The sequence below is a fragment of the Alphaproteobacteria bacterium genome, assembly GCA_015062495.1.
GTDB lineage: Bacteria > Pseudomonadota > Alphaproteobacteria > Rs-D84 > Rs-D84 > Enterousia.
Genome location: SUUN01000001.1, coordinates 103,452 through 122,523 on the forward strand (window position 1 = coordinate 103,452; position 19,072 = coordinate 122,523).

The window sequence follows — 19,072 nt, forward strand, 5'->3', positions numbered from 1 at the left end:
TTCGTACTATGGCAGGAATAATAAAAATTCGCGGGGCACGCGAAAATAATCTTAAAAATATCGATTTAGACATACCAAAAAATAAGTTGGTTGTCTTTACAGGCGTTTCCGGTTCGGGAAAATCGTCGTTGGCGTTTAATACCATTTATGCCGAAGGCCAGCGCAGATATGTCGAATCGCTGTCCAGTTATGCACGACAGTTCTTGGATATGCAGAAAAAGCCTGATGTGGATTTGATAGAAGGGTTGGCCCCAGCGATTTCAATTGAACAGAAAACAACGTCAAAAAATCCGCGATCGACCGTTGGTACTGTGACCGAGGTTTATGATTACCTGCGATTGTTGTGGGCACGTATTGGTGTGCCGCATTCGCCAGTGACGGGTAAACCCATTAAGTCACAGTCGGTCGCAGAAATGGTCGATTGGACTATGAAAATTCCGGCGGATACAAAAATATTTATAATGGCGCCATTGGTGCGCGAACGCAAAGGCGAATATAGAAAAGAATTGGCGTTCTTGGTCAAGCAGGGGTATCAACGCGCAATTATTGATGGGGAACTGGTGGATTTGTCAGCGGTTGCGCCATTGGATAAAAATAAAAAACATAATATTTTTGTAATTGTTGATCGTTTGCAGATGCCACCGACTGATTCAGATACCGAAGAGTTTCGCTCGCGTTTATATGCGTCGTTTGAAGGGGCATTGCGTCTGGTGCCGGGGTCGGTGTTGGTGCGGCGTTTGGATACGAACGAAGATACACTGTATTCCCAAAATTATGCGTGCCCGGTCAGTGGGTTTACAGTACCAAAAATTGAACCGCGATTGTTTTCATTTAATGCGCCAATGGGGGCGTGTCAGAACTGTGACGGGTTGGGTGTGCAATTGAATATGTCACCGGATTTGGTCGTGCCAGATCCATCAAAGTCAATCCTGGGCGGGGCGATTGCGCCGTGGTCGCGTGGCGGGATGTTAAGTCAGTTCGAACATTTGTTAGACGCGTTACATAAAAAATTCAAGATTCCATTGTCTAAGCCATGGCATACATTGACATCAGAACAAAAAGATTTGGTTTTGTATGGCAGTGGTGATGAACCGATTAAGATAAACTGGAATGGGTTCGTTTATGAAAAACCATACGAAGGTGTTATCCCAAATATCGAACGGCGTTGGCGTGAATCTGATTCCGAGGCAATGCGCACGGAATTGGCAAAGTATCAATCTGAAAAGCCGTGTCCAGTGTGTCATGGTAAACGACTGAATATCCATGCGTTGTGTGTGCGCATAAATGATGCGGATATTATGGATGTTTGTGATATGTCGGTGGATGATTGTTTAAATTGGTTCCGTGATTTGCCAAACCATTTGTCGCAAAAGGATAATGATATTGCACGAATCGTTCTGCGTGAAATAACAGACAGATTATATTTCCTGCAAAACGTGGGGCTGGGGTATTTAACACTGTCGCGGATGGCGGGAACGTTGTCGGGGGGTGAAGCGCAACGAATTCGTTTGGCGTCGCAAATTGGCAGCGGTCTGTCGGGTGTTCTGTATGTGTTGGATGAACCGTCAATCGGATTGCATCAGGCGGATAATGATAAACTGTTGGAAACGTTGAAAATGCTGCGCGACAAGGATAATACCGTTATCGTTGTGGAACATGACGAAGATGCGATGCGTGCGGCGGATTACTTGGTTGATATTGGTCGTGGCGCAGGTATTAACGGTGGTAATGTTATCGCGCATGGTACACCAGCCCAGGTGATTAAGAACAAGGATTCTATAACAGGGCAATATTTATCAGGTGCGCGCAAAATTGAAGTGCCGACAAAACGTCGCGCTGGTAATGGTAAATCGATTGTCATAGAAGGGGCGCGTGGAAATAACCTGAAAAATGTGACAGTTGAATTTCCGTTGGGGAAATTTATCGCACTGACAGGTGTGTCGGGGTCAGGTAAATCGACGTTGTTGCTGAATACATTATATCCAGCTTTAATGCGTGCGCTGTATAATTCTAAAATGGAAACAGGGACGCACGATATTATTCGTGGGATGGAAAATGTAGACAAGGTTGTCGATATCGATCAATCCCCAATTGGGCGCAGCCCACGCAGTAATCCAGCAACATATACCGGTGTGTTTGGTGATATTCGTGATTTCTTTGCGGGATTGCCAGATGCCAAGGCGCGCGGGTATGGGCCGGGACGATTTTCATTTAACGTCAAGGGTGGGCGATGTGAGGCGTGCCAGGGTGATGGCCAGATTAAAATTGAAATGAATTTCTTGGCCGATGTGTATGTTGAATGTGATTGTTGCCGTGGCAGTCGTTATAACGAAGAAACATTGGCGGTTAAGTACAAGGGCAAATCAATCGCAGATGTTTTGAATATGACGGTTGAAGAAGCGTACAGATTCTTTGTTAATGTGCCAAAAATTGCACGTAAATTGGAATTGTTAAAGCGTGTTGGATTGGATTATATTAAATTGGGACAAAGTTCGTTGGATTTGTCCGGGGGCGAAGCACAGCGTATAAAACTGTCCAAAGAATTGGCGGCACGCAGTACAGGCGAAACAATCTATATTTTGGATGAACCAACGACGGGTTTGCACTTTGAGGATATCAAGATGCTGTTGTCTGTTTTGCATGAATTGGTCGAGCAGGGCAATACAGTTATCGTTATTGAACATAATCTGGAAGTAATTAAAACCGCAGACTGGATTGTTGATTTGGGGCCGGTAGGTGGCGCAGGTGGTGGTCGTGTTATTGCAACTGGTACGCCAGAGCAGGTGGCGGATGTGGCAGAATCGCAGACCGGAAAATATTTACAGCGGTATCTGGACAAACCAGCAAAAAATAGTAAAATAAATGCGAAAAAGGAGTAGTTATGTTTGGTTTTGGTAAAAAGAAAGACAAAGCGCAGGTAAACAGTAATATTACTGATGCAGATATCAAGGCGGCGGAAAAGGACCTGGGGGTGGATAAAATGCCGGCCGGAATGAAAGAAACCGCCCAGCGCATGATGAGCGGTGAATTTGATATGAATGATATGTTGGCCCAATTAAAGCAAATCAAAAAAATGAGTAATTTTAGCGGTCTGTTGAAAATGGTGCCGGGAATGAGTGGCGCAGTGTCTGCGATGAAGGAAAAGATTAAAGATGGCAGTGTTGATGCCCAGATTAAAATACTGGAAGCAATGACACCGGCTGAACGCGCAGAACCAGAAAAAGTTTTTGCCAATGCCAAGGCGCGTATCGCAGAAACCGCAAAATGTACCGTGCGTGATGTGGAACATATCATCAAACAGTACACCAAGATGAAGCAACAGATGGCAATGATTCAACGTATGGGTGGTATGGAGGCCGTAATGCAGAAAATGCAGCAACAGCCCGGTCCAAAACCACAGGGGTTGTAATGTCTTTTTTAGAGAGAGGGTGTAGTACACAAAAAACTCAAAGGATATAAGATGAAGATAAATTGGAAAAAATTGTTTGATTGGAGCATCGAAGCCGTTGGTGGCCCAGGCGAAACATATGATAAAAATGGTCGTGTGCGTGGGTACAAAGTGGTTGTAAAGTACACACATCATGGTTCAGATGAATTATTTTTTGGCATGGAAGATGAACATTTGTGGACACAATATGGCAGTCCAGAAAATGCCGCAAAGCAGACGGTGAAGTACTATCAGGATAAAATTGCCAAACAGCGTAAAGTACACTTAGCACGTCAAAAATAATGAAAATAACCAATAAAAAGATTGCTAGTAAAAAATCATCGGTCGCCTGGTTGCAACGCCAGGCGGCAGATCCATATGTTGCACGGGCGCAAAAAGAAGGTTATCGGGCGCGTGCGGCATATAAACTGATTGAAATGAACGAAAAGTTCAAGTTTCTGCGCAATGGCCAGGTGGTGGTTGACCTGGGGGCGGCACCGGGGTCGTGGTCGCAATATATTGCGCGAACATATCCAAAATCGCGTGTGTTTGCGATGGATTTGCTGGAAATTTCACCAATCGTCGGTGTGGAAACGTATCAGGGCGACTTTACATCTGATGCGGCATTGCGTTGGCTGGAAGACAAGTTGGGATTACAACCCGATGAAATTGGCGCGGGCACTGCAGATGTGATTGTGTCGGATATGGCACCTAATACAGTGGGACATAAAAAAACCGACCATATTCGTCAGATGGTGTTGCTGGAATATGCGTTTGATTTTGCGTTGCGTGCATTAAAACCGGGTGGAACATTTGTGTGCAAGTCATTTACAGGTGGCACAACCCAGGATTTGCTGAAACAAATCAAGGAACATTTTGAATATGTTCACCATATAAAACCGCCGTCTTCGCGCAAGGACAGCGTGGAAATGTTTATAGTTGCGCTTGGGTTTCGTGGATAACATCCCCCGTTTGGGGGATTTTTTCAAAGTGCAAATAGCAAAGCGCAAAGAGCAATTAATATTTAGATAAATAAAAGTTTATCTAAGTAATTGAATTTATAACAACTATGGCGTATAATGAATGTGTCGTCGGGTGTTCCGATGACGGGGTGTGAGAACCCGTTCCTTTGCGTCTGAGAAATGTTATGGACGCGCCAAAGATGGCGTGTTTTTTGTCAGATGAAAAATAAAAAAACTCCTGATACCCCATTGGGTCAGGAGGGTTGCGATATATATAAATAAGCACACAATTCAAAGGATTGTTCTCAACCTCCTGACCGTCAAAAAAATGACGGTTTTTGTTTAACAAAAAAATCAGGAGATTGAACAAATGAGAAATAAACATATTTTTATTTGTGCCCTGTGTGCGACGTTTGTTGCGCCCGTGGCACATGGGGCAAGTTGTTTTTATGATGTTGATTGCGAAAGTACAAGTCCATCTGGGGGAATTACGATTGGGCTTACTTGTCCCACGATTACGGTTGGACTGAAAACGTATGTGGGTATCATGAAGCATTCGTTCACGCACACATGCAACTTTGTGTCTGGGTCGTTGTATGGTTCGTGTGGTCAATTAATTAATGCGGATGTCCGTTATGCGTGCTGTCCAGGGTATTATGGCGAATGTAGCGATAATACCGATATTACGACGTGCAGTTGTTCACGATGTCCGCAGTTTAGCGATGCGTCTGGAACGGTTTATGGAACGACGGAGGGACCGGTGGCAGGAAACGCAAGCAGTTATTCTGGCAATGCCCCGTCCAAGACAGATTGTTATGTTCCAGCCGACAAGGGATACGAGGATTCAGATGGGACAGGAACATTTGAATTTACGTCAAAATGTTATTATTCCAATTAAAAAATCCCCCGAATGGGGGATTTTTTAGTGGTTAGTGGTAAGTATCTTACAAGGAGGAAATATGAACAAACTATATTTTTTTCTTTTTTTTATTTTTGTGTTGTGGGGGGCATATATCGTTGGGGGACGTGTTGAACATGAAAAATGTAAGGCTGTTGCAGCAGATGATGTTGCAACCCATCAGATGAAATTTATTAGATTACAGGAGGATATTAATGCAGAGGCTGTTAGTCGTGGGGTTGGTGATATTCGTCGCGTCCTGCGCGAAAAATACACAATTGCCGAATAATGTCTGTGCGCCAATCGTATGCGAGCCGATATATGGACGGGCGGACGACTGGGGTGTGATAAGCGATGATTTGGCACGAAATATTTACAGGCATAATAAACTGTGCGCGGAATATAATAAATAGTCGGTTGACAATGTTGTAGTTTGTGCTATATTTATAGTATGATAAAAAACACTGACACTTTGATTAATGATATAAATGCGCCACGTGTGCATCACCGTGCCTTGACGGGGTATTTGCGGCGCAATTGGTCACGCAATCCGAATGAGTTAAAGCGAATTGTTTATAATACAGATGTGTCACAATATCTGGGGGCGTTGCCACCACAGTTGCGGGCGCGTGTTCCGCGGGAACAGATTGCGACCGTTACAGCACAGTTTCGCGACAAACTGGAAAACTTTTTAATCGACAATATTGTTGATTTGCGGGCAATGGAAACAGATCGGGTTTATGATTTGTCGGAAATTGGCGATTTGTTTGGCACGCAGTGTAGTCTGGTGGCGCGCGGTATTAATGTATATGGGGTAAATCCGTGGTCGGGGTTGTTGGGGTTTGTGTGCAAAATGTCGTTCCCGGAAATTGGCGCGCATTATGCGTTGAAACTGTATTATAACCATATTCCAGAAGTTACGCATTATAGCCACGGTCCGTGGTTTGAAGTTGCGACCGCATTGGCCACTAACAAGGCTGAGCCGCATGATAACGTGCCAATGTATATGGCATCCCTGCGGTACGAGAAATATTTGCTTAGTCAATGGGCCGGTGACAGGGATGATGGTGTGCCGCAACGCGATAATAAATTTAAGGTCTTTTGTACGCGTACTGATGAAGACGAGTCCAGAAATCGTCGTGGTGGGCGTCGAATTGACTGGGGCGAAACATATATGACAAATTATGGTGGTTTGTCGTATCATGGGCGTAAAATATACCGCCAGGCACTGAATATGGACGAAGTAGGGCTGCGTAAATCAATTGTACGTGCGCGTAATAATTTTGAAAAACGTGACGTGGCGAATGCATTGGAACTGGCCGGGTTGATTGCGTGGTATGATGATAATCAGCCGTTATCCCAGTTCCTGTATCGCGTTCAAAATCAACGCTAGGGTTTATTCGCCAACGACCAATCCAACCAATCGTTTGACGATTTGGGCATTTTGTGCATCGCCAGATGGGGCGTATTCCACGAATTCAATGCTGGTTGCATCGTCAAATTCACGAATCAGGTATTCGGCGGCGTCTGGGGTTATGCCGTCGGGCGCGGGGACAAGGACATCGCCAAAATACTTTGGGTCAATCGCATCAAAATCAAACGATACAACAAATGGGCGATTGCCAATTTTATGTCGGATTTCTGCCACTGCATTACGCAAATCGTCGCCTGTTTTCAATTGTTCGGGCGTGCGTGTGTATATGTTATTTGCGCGAACAAATTCGATTTCAGCGGGTTCATATGAACGTGTGCCCAGATAGAATACCCGGTCGGGTGTCAGGGCAGGTTTGGTTTTTAACAAAGACAACCAGCGTTCATCACCAGTACCCATCAATGCGCGAACGTTCGTGCCGTGTGGCGCGCCAGATGCCTGGGCCTGGGCGGATTGGGGTGTGTGAATATCCAAGTGTGCATCAATATACACCAGGCACAGGTCGTTATTTGTCGTACGGTCGGCCAATGCGGCAAAATGCCCATAGTTAACCGAGTGGTCGCCGCCAATCATAATATGTCGCTCGTATGGTGTGGCGGCATAGATTTTTTGCTGAATCTTGTAATTTTCGCCAAAGCGATCGCGGGCGCATTCGTCCGCATCGAACGCGTCGGCAACAACCGTTGTCCAGTCTGCGTTTGGAAACATTTCTTTGATTGCAGCCGGGGCCAGCGCAGGCCCGCCGTTAATCGCAGTGCGCAGGCATCCGCGACCGTATTCGATACCCATTATATTATTCACGATAAGACTCCACTATACTTTCGGCGGCGTTTTTTAATCTTTGTAATGATTGCTCGTACGTGGCACAATCGCGTGCAATTTCAGAGCGGTATGCATCGCGCAGGTTGCCCGCCATATAATAACAACCCTGCAGATGTTGGACACAATATTCGTGCCCGGTGTTATATGCGTTTTGACCACGGACACGACTTTCCATATCTGCCCAGTTGATATCAAGGGCCGCGTCCAGGTTTGTCCATGAATTTTCATTGGTGTATTTGCCAACTGTTGACATCCAGTATTCGTCCATTTCGGCGTCCGTCCATGTGTTTGTTGAACGCATTGTTAAAATCTGGGTAATCAAATTTTCAATCGCAGGTTGGTATTCCGAATCGATTTGGGATAATTTCGAACTGCAATAGCAACGGTTGTACGCGGTGTTTTCGCGTTCGCAATACTGGTTCATACATTCTGTGTAATCGGACAGGCATCGCGTGGATGATACGCGTTCTGTGGCGGTGCTTGCGGTCTGGGTTGTCGCAGAACGATTTGTGTATGTTGTTGGATGACTGCGATTTGTTGCGGAGGTTGAAACCACAGTTTGCGTCTGGTTACCACGCAGATTGCCGCGACGCGCCACAACGCGGCGTGCGTTTGGTGTGGATGCAGTACTTGATGCAGTTGCCGAACGTGCGGTGCTTTTTGCGGTTCGTGGTACAACGCGTCGCGCCCCAGACAGTGGTGTTGTTTTAACGACTGTGTCAATCAGGTTTGAATTCTGGGTCGGTGTTACGCCGGGGTTCAGGTTTGTACGCATCTGGTTATTCATATATGGGTACATGTAATTGTAGTTATAACCAGTTGTGTTGGTCATGCGCGCGTCGCGTGTTGCGGCGGACGCGTTGAAAACCAGGGCGAAAAATGCAAAAAAACAGAATATTCTTTTTCTCATTACTGTAATGATAGAAAAATTGATATAAAAATAAAAGAAAAATTTGCAATCAGAAAAAATGCTGTTATAATAGCCCATGTTTTCGGGGTGTAGCTCAGTCTGGTAGAGTGCTTGGTTTGGGACCAAGATGTCGAAGGTTCGAATCCTTTCGCCCCGACCAGAAAATTCAAACCGTCGCATTTGCGGCGGTTTTAATTTTCTGTTTGGAACGCGTGGATTCGAACGACAAAATTCTTTTGTCGGGTTCGAATGTTACCCTCGTCCGTCGCATAAATGCGCCGCGACTGCGGGGCATTCGTGACGATTTCGCTGTGCTTTGCGTGCAAAATCTACTCATTGTCTCCCCGAGGCATGAGATAAACAAAAATACCGCAGTTAGTGCGGTATTTTTATTTTAAACTTTCGGCGGCGGTGCGTGCCAATGTGTCAACGCGTTCGTTCATTTCATCGCCGTTGTGGCCGCGTACCCAAAACCAATGGATTTTCTTGGTCGATGCCAATTCGTCCAGTTTTTGCCACAGTTCTTGGTTTTTGACCGGTTTTTTGTCCGCAGTGCGCCAATTGTTTTTCTTCCAATTTTTTATCCATGATTGCATGCCGTTTTTTACATACTGGCTGTCGGTGTGGATTTCCAGTTCGTCGTGTCGGCGCGCCGCCGTCAATGCGCAAATCACCGCCATTAATTCCATGCGATTGTTTGTTGTGTTATGTTCGCCACCACTGCGTTCGGCGGTGTGTGTGCCGTCGGTCGCAACAAATCCCCAACCGCCGGGGCCTGGGTTGCCCAGGCAAGAGCCATCAGTCCAAATTTTTAGCATTTTATATGTGTCCTTTTTATGATATAATATCACACATGAAGTATATTTCCAAAGATTTAAAAGACATGGCAAACGCAGTGCGCGCGTGGGCAATGTATGCAATTCGAACGGCGGCCAGTGGGCATGTCGGAATTGTGCTGGGGGCGGCGGATGTTGTGACGGTTGTGTTTGCGAATTTTATGCGCCGTGGGCGCGACCGGTTTGTGATGTCGGCGGGACATGGCAGTGCACTGTTGTATTCTGTATTAAAGTTGGCGGGATATAATATTGGCGATATGGAATCTTTTCGCAAAATTGGCGGGTTGCCCGGACATCCAGAATATGGTATCGATGGGGTTGATGCAACAACGGGGCCCCTGGGCCAGGGGGTTGGGAATGCCGTTGGTATGGCAATTGCGGCAAAAATTCAAAACACAGATTCACGTGTGTATTGTTTGTGTTCGGACGGTGATTTGATGGAAGGCGTTGCCCAGGAATCAATTGCGTTTGCAGGACGATATAAATTAAACAACCTGGTCTTATTATGGGATGATAATGGTGTCAGTATCGATGGTGTGGCGCAGACTGATATTGATATGCCGGCGCGTATGGTGGCGGCTGGATGGCGGGTGATGTCAGTTGATGGACACGATTTTGCACAAATTAACCGTGCGTTGGAAAATGCAAAAAAATCTGATTTGCCGGTGTTTGTTCAATGCAAAACCCAGATTGGACGTGATTCGTCTGTGGCGGGAACGCGCAAGGCGCATGGACTGGCAATCAATGATTCTGAATTGATGCAGTTGGTCCAGAAATTTATTTCGCCGTGTGGTGATAATCTGTGGCGAAATGTGGCTATGGAAAATGTGGCCGTTGTGTCGGGAAATGAACAGTATAATTTGCCACATGCGGTCTTGGCCGATGTGCCCGAAAAAATATCGACACGCGAATTGTCGGGGATGTATTTGGGCGCGTTGTTGGGTGCGGGCGCAGATATAGTCGGGGGCAGTGCCGACCTGGGGGACAGTACGAATGTGCATGTGTCTGGGGCGTGCGATATAACCAATAATGATTTTACGGGGAATTATATAAATTTTGGTGTGCGCGAAGGTGCAATGGCGGCAATTTTAAATGGCATGGCGTTGTCGGGGCTGCGGGTGTTCGGTTCGACGTTCTTGGTGTTCAGTGATTATATGCGGCCGGCTATGCGTTTAAGTGCACTGATGGGCGTGCCGGTGGTCTATGTTTTAACGCACGACAGTGTTGCAGTTGGCGAAGATGGCCCAACACATCAGCCAATTGAACAGTTGCCATCACTGCGTATGATTCCAAATATGAATGTGTTTCGTCCATGTAATGGGACCGAGGTGATTTATGCATGGCGACGTGCGTTGACGGAAAAGGCGCGACCATCATGTATCGTTTTGTCGCGTCAGAAATTTAAACAGTATGCAACACCGTTGGGCGCGGATTTGGCATGTGGTGCGTATATTATTCGACCGGCAAATTCGACGCGTGTTCGTGCAACAATTATTGCCACAGGCAGTGAAGTTCCATTGGCGATTGCGGTGGCGGAAAAATTGGGTAATGGTGTCCAGGTCGTGTCCATGCCGTCGGTCGCGGATTTTCGTGCACAATCCCCAGAATATAAACAACAGATTTTGCGTGGCTTTGTCGTAGCGATAGAGGCATCTGTGTCCGCCCCATGGTTTGAATTTGCCGATGCGGTGGTTGGAATTGACCGTTTCGGAATGTCTGGTGATGGAAATTCGGTTTGTTCGGAACTGGGGTTCAATGTGGATGCGATTGTGGCCGATATTCTGGATAAGATTAGATAGAAATGTCTGACTATGTTTTTACATTATCATCAGGCGAGGAAATTCCAGTTGTAATCACAACACGGCGTGGTGTGCGAAATATTACACTGCGACCCAAAGTCGCGCCAAAGCGCGAGATTTGTATTTCCAAGCCGTGGCTGGTGTCGGAAAATGCGGCGATTAAGTTTCTGGTTTCAAAACAAAAATGGATTGAGTGTACATTTCAAAAATGTCCGGTCAAGGTTCGATTAAAGCCGGGTGACAATATCGAATTTCTGGGGCGTGTGGTGGAATTGGTGCATGTGCCTGGGATGCGGTCTAATAGATTTGAAGGCGACAAATTGTTAATTGGTGGTGCGCCAGAAATGTTTGAACGGCGTATCCGTGATGTTGTTAAGGCGGAATTTTTAATCGAATTAAAGAAAATAATACGTACTGCGCCACGGGAATTTTGGCCACGTCGCATTGCGTTGCGTGACACAACCAGTCGCTGGGGCAGTTGTTCATCAACAGGGACGATGTCTTTTTCGTGGCGGTTGGCGTTCGCACCGGTTGATGTTATGCGATATGTTGTGATGCATGAATTGGCGCACACAAAACATATGGATCATTCGGCGGAATTCTGGGCGACGGTGCGTGAATTGTACGGGTTTGGGGTTGAACGTGCAAAACGTTGGTTGACCCAAAATGGTGGCACGTTGCATCGGTATTTTTAATTGTGAAAACGTACCTGTGGCGGGGTGGGGCGGTTTGATGTATGATATAGATATATCTTTCCGGGGCGCAAAAAAAATCGCCGGCCACAGATGTTAAAAGCAAGAAAATCTTTTCTTTCGTCATTTTGTGGGCTTGGTGGTTGGTTGCGCCCCGCCTGAATTTTTCTATGTTTTTACTTGAAAAAATTAAAATTTGTCCTAAGATTAGTGGGAAATGTGTAATAAAAATGTATTTTTTGTAATCTTTCATCACGCCCGTGCGGGCGAATATTAGCATATTGTGTATTTCTGTGGTATAATTGACATTGATAATGTCGTCGGTTTTCATATAAACAATAGGATTTAGTAAAATGGATTTGAAACCAACAAAACCGTTGTCAGGTTTTATAGAATTGTTGCCCGCACAGCAACGTTGCTTTGATTTTTGTGCGGCGCGTATGTTAGATGTGCTGAAAACATCCGGATTTAATCAGTTGGATTTGCCGGCGATTGAACGCGCAGAAGTTTTGACGGACAAAGATAACTGGGATGAAATCGAAACCCAGATGTTCTTGTTTCAAAAAGGCGATACGAAAATGGGACTGCGTTACGATGGAACGGTCGGATTGTCGCGGTATGTCGCGGGACATCTGAACGATTTGGTGTTTCCGTTCCGTGCCAGTCAATTTTCGAAACGTTATCGTGGTGAACGTGCGCAGCGCGGTCGCTATCGTGAATTTTATCAGATGGACATGGATATTATGGGCGTTAATTCGCTGTCCACGAATTATGATGCAGAAATTATTTCTGTGATTCAGCGGACGTTGGATTCTGTGTCTGAATTTATTGGTGAAAATGCGGTGCGTGTCGGTTCGCGCCCATTCTGGGATGCGTTGTTTGATTATCTGGAAATGACAGATGGCCAGAAAAAAGATGTGTTCGTTTTAATCGATAAAAAAGATAAAATGGGGGATGAAGACTTTGCCGAAGGCTTGCGCGATACGTTAAACAACCCAGAAAAAGAAAATCAGATTAAGTCTGTATTTACAAATGGGTATTATGATTTCTTGAACAAGTCTGACAAGTTGGATTTGGCGGTTGCTGAATTAAACCAATTTATGAAAACACTGGAATTGTTCGGGGTGAAAAATGCCGAAATCGACCTGTCGATTACGCGTGGGTTGGCATATTATACCGGTCTGGTGTTTGAATTTAAATTGTTAAGTCATCCAGAATTGGGAACGGCGGCCGGCGGTGGTCGTTATGCCGATTTAGCGGGCAAGTTCAGCAAGACCAAGATTATTGGCGTTGGTGCGGCGATTGGTTTTTCGCGTATATTTGTCGCGCTAATGGAATCGGGCGCGATTGATTTGTCGCGTTTTGAATCGCCGGTTGATGTTTCTGTGCTGTGTATGGGAAATGAAAACCTGGGGTATGCGGTGTCTGTGTTGAATGCGTTGCGTGACGCAAACATTGCGGCGGTTGCGTATTTGGATGCGGATAAAAAGTTCAAAAACCAAATTGAGTACAGCGATAAAATAAAGGCTAGATTCAGTGCGATAATTGGCGAAACGGAAGCAAAAAATCAAGTTGTTGCGTTGAAAAATATGGCGACCGGCGAACAGCAGAGTTTGACGGTTGGTGATGCAATAAAAGTTGTGCGGGGTGAATAATTATGATTGTTGAACAGAAGTTGAAAGATATTCAAACGCGCGCAGCCGAAATTGAGGCCCAGATGAATTCAGGTGCAGTGTCGGGGGACGAGTTAACAAAACTGTCCAAGGAATATTCGCGTCTGAATGAAATATTGCCGATGATAAATGAATATTTTCAGACGGTTGTGGGTATCAAAGATGCCGAAGAAATGATGGGTGATGCAGAGTTACGCGAAATCGCGAACGAGCAGTTGCATGAACTAAACCATCGTTTGCCGGAAATTGAAAAGAATTTGCAAATTGCGCTGTTGCCACGTGATGCGGCGGATGACAACAGTGTGATTATGGAAATTCGTGCGGGTGTTGGTGGTGAAGAGTCGGCATTGTTTGCGGGCGATTTGTATAATCAATATAAATCATATGCCCTGCGCCAAGGGTGGAAGGTTGAGGTTATCGAAGAAAATGCAACATCGCTGCGTGGGTATAAAGAAATTGTGTTCAAAATTGATGGCGCGGGCGCGTATGGTCGTATGAAATTTGAATCCGGTATTCATCGTGTTCAGCGTGTTCCAGAAACCGAAGCAGGGGGGCGTATTCATACCAGTGCGGCATCTGTTGCCGTTATGCCCGAGGCCAAAGATATTGACGTTGTTATCGATGACAAAGATATTCGTATCGATATTTTCCGCGCGTCTGGGGCGGGTGGCCAGCACGTTAATAAAACCGACAGCGCGATACGTATTACGCACTTTCCAACCGGTATTGTTGTGACATGCCAAAACGAACGTTCGCAATTGCAGAACAAGACGGCGGCGATGGCGGTTCTGCGTTCCAAGTTGTATGAAAAGCAGCGCATGGAACAGGAAAATGCCAGTAATGCATCGCGCAAGTCCATGGTTGGGTCGGGCGACAGAAGTGAAAAAATTCGTACCTATAATTTCCCGGAACAGCGCGTAACCGATCATCGTATTAAACTGACGCTGTATAAGTTAGATGATATTCTGGCCGGTGGGATGGGGCTGGATGAAATGATTGATGCGTTGATTGCGGCCGATCAGTTAGAGCAATTGGCGAATATGGAGTAGATTTGTGCGACGCAAGGCGACAATCAAGGCGGTTTATACACTGTGCGAAAAGGCGTTGGGCGGAAAGTTGCCTGTTGAATATACTGAATATGATAAAAGGTTGCGGTATCAGCGTAGCACCCTGCGTGATTGTTGGCAATCGTATGCGGATTTTACAAAATATCAGTCAGATGTTCGGGATTGGATTGTGGAATTTGAGCAGAAGGGTGGCTTTGATAAGATTGTCGCAGATACGTGGCGATGGTGTTTGGGAATAAATAAAAAATTACCCGTAAAAATCCAAAAACAACGTTAAAAAAATCCCGTGACCGCGGGATTTTTTTTGAGATATGAGACATGAAACATGAGATAGGAATACTTCACTAAATAAACTTTTATTTATTTAAGTATTTGAATTTGTGGCAACTATGGCGTATAATTGTTGTGTCGTCGGGTGTTCCGGTGATGGGGTGTCGAAACCCGTTCCTTTGCGTCTGAGAAAAGAGTTTGAATGCGCCGATGCTGGGCGTGTTTTATCAGATGAAAAATAACAAACTCCTGATGCCAATTGGGTCAGGAGGGTTGCGATATATATAAATAAGCACACAATTCAAAGGATTGTTTCGAACCTCCTGACCGTCAAATGATTGGCGGTTTTTTGTTTAACAAAAAATCAGGAGATAGAACAAATGAAAAAAAATTTACTGTTTGTGGTTGGGGCTGTGTGCTCGGTGGTGGCGTGTCCAGCAATGGGGGCATACAACTGTTATCAGATAGCGCAATCGTCAGAATATTTATGCGACGGTGCTTTGTCACAGTATCAGATAACGGGGGTGAGGCCAAGTTTGGATATGTTGGGTGGCGGTATGACGATGCCAGGTTGTGCCAGCAGTGATTATTTTGAATGTTGGGCATATACATCTGGCAGTAATACGGTTTATGTTCCGTGGTATGACTGTGATAGTTGTATGGCTGGATATACCAGAAAGTCTACAACCGCGCAAATGGGCGGATGTGGAAATGCCACATATTATTATTGCGAAGAAAATTGTACCGGGTGCAGTAATTGTACGTCTGATACGACGTGGTCCACAACGGGTACGGACGGATATGAAAAAAAGGTCACACGCACGTGCAGTTGTAACACGTGTATGATCAGCACTTCATATCGTTGCGCCGCCGGATATTATGGCAGTTCAACAAACGGTACATCGGGGTGTACGCGGTGTCCGTCGTCGGGTGGGGTCTATGGCACAAGTGCCGCAGGCAGTACCGCGATAACATCGTGTTATATTCCGTCTGGAACGTCGATGACAGATAGTGTAGGAACGTATGAATATACGTCAAATTGTTATTATAGCGAATAAAAAATCCCCGTTTCCGGGGATTTTTATTGTTTAAAATGCGTATTTGATATTCATGCCACCAATCCATCCGTCGCGGGCGCCGTCGCGGCGACCAAAGTGCGCAGATATGTTAAAGTGGTTTACATATTTTTCCAGCGATATGCCATATTCGCGATAGTTGTCGGTTTCAAGTGCGTCGGCGACAATATCATTGATGTGTGTGTCGCCACCGTTGTCAAATATCATTACATATTTGGCGTTCAGTGCGCCGAACCATCCGTTTGCGATGTGCTTAATCGCGCGCAGGGTGGGGGTGACTTCGAACATGCTGAATAATGCGTCGTTCTTTAAAATATCGCCGGATGCAGATGTGTAATCTTCGCCACGAATCCATGTGTATCCCAGGTGTATGCCGGGCTGTAATGTAAATGTGCCGTCCAACGCAAAATCGTATGTGATTTCTGTTGCAGCGCCAACCCAGAAATTTGAATGTTCGTCGGTGCCGAATATTGTGTCGGTGGTGTTATTTAATACGCCACCGTCAACTGTTGCAAACAGTCCCCAATTGCCGAATACGTTGCCGTTATAGATGCCAAAGTGACCGCCCTGGGAATCGATTTGGATTTCGTTGTTTTGTTGGTCGCCGTCGATGAATCCGGCGTACATTCCCCATTTAGATACGCCACCCGCGAATTCAGACAGGCCGCCTGCGATGCCGAACATAAATGTGTTTATATTGGAATCTAAGTGCGCGAAATTGTCAAATACAGCGTCGTCGCCCATATGTTGCCAGTTCAACCAAATGCTGTTCAGTGCGGCATCGGCATTGTAAATGTCGCCGCCACTGCGACCGGCACTGCCGTCGTCGTTATATTCGCCGTACATCGGTGCGGTGCCGTACATTGGGGCACGGCCGTATGTGGTGGCAGGATTTTCACCGCGTTGGGCGGAAATTGATTTGGCGCGTTGTTTCTGTGCGCCCATGTTACCGCGCATAGATCCTGCAAATGAAGAAATTGCAGTTTGTGTAATTGTGTGTTGAATTGATGCGATGTTGTGTGCCGTAATTGCGTTTGCATAGGCGTGTGTGTTTGTCGCGGCGTGTGCACCAGATGTGCCCAACAATGACAATAAAGAAATTGTAAAAAGGGTTGTGTGTTTCATGTTTACTCTCTTTTTGTTCCCCGAATTATGTTTGATATTATAGCATAAATTCCCATTAAATAAAATGATAATGTGTTTTTTATTGAGAGTTTTAGGAAATCTGATATCATATGTGCTGATATGAAAAACGCAAAAGATGAATTTATAGACAGACCTGTTGTTATGGTTGGTTTAATGGGGGCGGGCAAAACCAGTGTTGGGCGTGCATTGGCGCGTCGACTGGGGATTCCGTTCGTGGATTCGGATAAGGAAATAGAAGCCGCCGCCGGATGCAGCGTGGTTGATATTTTTTCGCTGTATGGCGAAGAAGAATTTCGTCGTGTAGAACAGCGTGTGATTGAACGTCTGTTGGATACGCCGCCGGCGTTGAAGGTGATTTCAACGGGCGAGGGGGCGTTTATAACACCGGCCGTTCGTGAAATGGTGTTGGAACGTGCGTTGTCGGTGTGGTTGCGGGCGGATTTAGACTTGTTGGTCAAACGTACCGGTGCGCGTGATACGCGTCCGCAATTATTGAATACGGATAGTAGGAAAATCTTGCAGCAATTGATAGACGAACGTTATGGAATTTATGCGTTGGCAGATATTACTGTTGAAACGCACGATGAAAATTTGCGCAAGACACTGGGGGCGGTGTTACGTGGTATCGAAGAGTATTCTAATAAACAAGATAAGGAGTAAAAATATGGCAAAAAAGAATAAGTTAATCAAAGAATTTAGCACTTTTGTTCAGCGCGGTAATGCGATCGATATGGCGGTTGGTATCATTGTTGGTAGTGTTATGACCAGTGTTGTTAATTCGTTGGTCAAAGATGTTATTATGCCGCCGATTGGGGTGTTGATTGGTGGGGTTGATTTTTCCCAGTGGTTCTTTGTGTTGAATAATCCGGCGGGCGGTCATTATGAAACGATTGCGGCGGCCCAGGCAGCGGGGGCGACGACCTTGAATTTGGGGATGTTTTTGAATTCTGTGGTCAGTTTCTTTATAACGATGTTTGCGATATTCTTGTTTGTGCGTACGATGAACAAAATGCGTGATAAAAAACCGGCGAATACACATGCGTGCCCGTATTGCAAGTCGACGATTAATAATGCCGCGACCAAGTGTCCGTTTTGCTGTTCGGATGTAGAGGCGGTTGAAACCGGCGCAGTCGTTGAAAGCGATTTGAAGAAAGGTGTTAAAGAAGTGGCAAAAATTGCAACACATGTTGCAGATGGCGCGTTGGATAAAATTAAAAAAATTAAAAAGATTACAAAGCGTTAGTTTGCAAACGTTGATAAATTGATTTAACTAAGGGCGGGGCAGAAATGGCCCGCCTGAATTTTGGTGGTGACGGACGGATTATGTATAGTTTTGTGTTTGGGTGATGTTTGTGATATAATTCATATGTATTTTTATCAAAGGGGGTAAATATGATTATAGTTGGATTGTTGTATATAATTGTTTTAGTTTTGGTGGTGTTGTGGTTTGTGGCGTGGATTTCGATGCCTTTTAAGTTGGACAGGGTGAACCAAAATTTAGCAGAAATAAAAGAATTATTGCGAGAACAGAATGGGGGTAAAACGGTGCGCAAAAAGACTGTGGGGTAGTGATTTATAAAAGGCGCATAATGTATATTATGTATAGTTTAGTGTGCTGTGGCACACGTAAACGTATACATAATATAGATAATTGTGGGCTTTGGTTTGTGTGTGTTTGCTGTGCTGTGGCACACGTAAACGTATACATATACAATGCGAATGTGTTGAATAAGTTGATAGCCACTTCGTCGATCACGTCCGGATGAATTTGCCTTTCCCGACCGATGTGCAACAATAGATTCCGATCTGGTTAGTGTTTTGGTTTGATTTGTGGTACTATAATATTGATGATGGATTTGATTGTTTTTGTGATTTGATGAAAAGTTAAAGTTTTGTGTTGAAAGTTCTGGGCAATGATTTGTTATTAGGCTTATAAATCGATTTGGTCGATTTGTTGGTTTTTGGTTTTTTTGGGATTGTAAAATGTCCGAAAAATGGTGATTTGCGCCCTATTCTGGCCCAAAAAATCGAAAAAATGGCGGATTTCTGCGGGTTTGCGGGC

General features: G+C 45.3%; 19 protein-coding genes and 1 tRNA gene. 16 read left to right on the forward strand and 4 right to left on the reverse strand.

Annotated elements, in window-relative coordinates; all coding sequences use genetic code 11:
- Positions 1 to 8 precede the first annotated feature (8 nt).
- From uvrA to E7008_00540, 7 genes are all read left to right on the forward strand, one after another.
- Positions 9 to 2,879, forward strand: a complete 2,871-nt coding sequence (gene uvrA, locus E7008_00510; GenBank protein MBE6456412.1) for an excinuclease ABC subunit UvrA — start codon at positions 9 to 11, stop codon at positions 2,877 to 2,879.
- A gap of 2 nt (positions 2,880 to 2,881) precedes the next feature.
- Entirely contained in the window at positions 2,882 to 3,409 is a 528-nt protein-coding gene (locus E7008_00515) for a hypothetical protein (GenBank protein MBE6456413.1), read from the forward strand.
- A 51-nt stretch (positions 3,410 to 3,460) separates the two neighbouring features.
- A complete protein-coding gene (locus tag E7008_00520; GenBank protein MBE6456414.1) occupies positions 3,461 to 3,730 on the forward strand; it encodes a hypothetical protein in 270 nt (89 codons plus the stop codon).
- A complete protein-coding gene (locus E7008_00525) occupies positions 3,730 to 4,389 on the forward strand; it encodes an RlmE family RNA methyltransferase (protein MBE6456415.1) in 660 nt (219 codons plus the stop codon). The genes E7008_00520 and E7008_00525 overlap by 1 nt, the downstream gene beginning before the upstream one ends.
- 370 nt (positions 4,390 to 4,759) lie before the next feature.
- Positions 4,760 to 5,287: a hypothetical protein gene (locus E7008_00530; protein MBE6456416.1), complete on the forward strand. Its 528-nt coding sequence runs from the start codon at positions 4,760 to 4,762 to the stop codon at positions 5,285 to 5,287.
- Between the two features lie 61 nt (positions 5,288 to 5,348).
- Positions 5,349 to 5,576, forward strand: coding sequence for a hypothetical protein (locus tag E7008_00535; protein MBE6456417.1), 228 nt, complete (start codon positions 5,349 to 5,351; stop codon positions 5,574 to 5,576).
- 162 nt (positions 5,577 to 5,738) lie between these two features.
- The gene (locus tag E7008_00540) at positions 5,739 to 6,680 is read left to right on the forward strand and encodes a hypothetical protein (protein MBE6456418.1); all 942 of its coding nucleotides are present in this window, start codon (positions 5,739 to 5,741) and stop codon (positions 6,678 to 6,680) included.
- A gap of 3 nt (positions 6,681 to 6,683) precedes the next feature.
- On the opposite strand, the gene E7008_00545 is transcribed toward E7008_00540, so the two are convergent.
- Positions 6,684 to 7,520, reverse strand: a complete 837-nt coding sequence (locus E7008_00545; GenBank protein MBE6456419.1) for a hypothetical protein — start codon at positions 7,518 to 7,520, stop codon at positions 6,684 to 6,686.
- Positions 7,513 to 8,451, reverse strand: coding sequence for a hypothetical protein (locus tag E7008_00550; protein ID MBE6456420.1), 939 nt, complete (start codon positions 8,449 to 8,451; stop codon positions 7,513 to 7,515). The genes E7008_00545 and E7008_00550 overlap by 8 nt, the downstream gene beginning before the upstream one ends.
- An 83-nt stretch (positions 8,452 to 8,534) precedes the next feature.
- Between E7008_00550 and E7008_00555 the strand changes: the two genes are divergently transcribed.
- Positions 8,535 to 8,611 (forward strand) — tRNA-Pro (locus tag E7008_00555).
- Between the two features lie 229 nt (positions 8,612 to 8,840).
- Here the strand turns inward: E7008_00555 and rnhA are convergent.
- A complete protein-coding gene (gene rnhA / locus E7008_00560; protein ID MBE6456421.1) occupies positions 8,841 to 9,269 on the reverse strand; it encodes a ribonuclease HI in 429 nt (142 codons plus the stop codon).
- 5 nt (positions 9,270 to 9,274) lie between these two features.
- Between rnhA and E7008_00565 the strand changes: the two genes are divergently transcribed.
- From E7008_00565 to E7008_00590, 6 genes are all read left to right on the forward strand, one after another.
- Positions 9,275 to 11,086: a transketolase gene (locus E7008_00565; protein MBE6456422.1), complete on the forward strand. Its 1,812-nt coding sequence runs from the start codon at positions 9,275 to 9,277 to the stop codon at positions 11,084 to 11,086.
- A 2-nt stretch (positions 11,087 to 11,088) separates the two neighbouring features.
- Positions 11,089 to 11,781: a M48 family metallopeptidase gene (locus E7008_00570; GenBank protein MBE6456423.1), complete on the forward strand. Its 693-nt coding sequence runs from the start codon at positions 11,089 to 11,091 to the stop codon at positions 11,779 to 11,781.
- A 350-nt stretch (positions 11,782 to 12,131) separates the two neighbouring features.
- On the forward strand, positions 12,132 to 13,433 hold the full coding sequence (gene hisS, locus E7008_00575; GenBank protein ID MBE6456424.1) for a histidine--tRNA ligase: 1,302 nt from the start codon (positions 12,132 to 12,134) through the stop codon (positions 13,431 to 13,433).
- Positions 13,433 to 14,500: a peptide chain release factor 1 gene (locus E7008_00580; GenBank protein MBE6456425.1), complete on the forward strand. Its 1,068-nt coding sequence runs from the start codon at positions 13,433 to 13,435 to the stop codon at positions 14,498 to 14,500. Before hisS ends, E7008_00580 begins: the two co-directional genes overlap by 1 nt.
- Positions 14,501 to 14,504: 4 nt before the next feature.
- Positions 14,505 to 14,795 (forward strand): hypothetical protein, encoded by a 291-nt coding sequence (locus tag E7008_00585; protein ID MBE6456426.1) that lies wholly within the window; start codon positions 14,505 to 14,507, stop codon positions 14,793 to 14,795.
- Between the two features lie 373 nt (positions 14,796 to 15,168).
- Positions 15,169 to 15,846: a hypothetical protein gene (locus tag E7008_00590; protein ID MBE6456427.1), complete on the forward strand. Its 678-nt coding sequence runs from the start codon at positions 15,169 to 15,171 to the stop codon at positions 15,844 to 15,846.
- A gap of 30 nt (positions 15,847 to 15,876) precedes the next feature.
- Here the strand turns inward: E7008_00590 and E7008_00595 are convergent, their stop codons facing one another.
- On the reverse strand, positions 15,877 to 16,989 hold the full coding sequence (locus tag E7008_00595) for an autotransporter outer membrane beta-barrel domain-containing protein (protein ID MBE6456428.1): 1,113 nt from the start codon (positions 16,987 to 16,989) through the stop codon (positions 15,877 to 15,879).
- A 120-nt stretch (positions 16,990 to 17,109) separates the two neighbouring features.
- Between E7008_00595 and E7008_00600 the strand changes: the two genes are divergently transcribed.
- Complete coding sequence (locus E7008_00600) at positions 17,110 to 17,670, forward strand: shikimate kinase (protein ID MBE6456429.1); 561 nt, start codon at positions 17,110 to 17,112, stop codon at positions 17,668 to 17,670.
- A gap of 4 nt (positions 17,671 to 17,674) precedes the next feature.
- Positions 17,675 to 18,253, forward strand: a complete 579-nt coding sequence (gene mscL / locus E7008_00605; GenBank protein MBE6456430.1) for a large conductance mechanosensitive channel protein MscL — start codon at positions 17,675 to 17,677, stop codon at positions 18,251 to 18,253.
- Positions 18,254 to 19,072 lie beyond the last annotated feature (819 nt).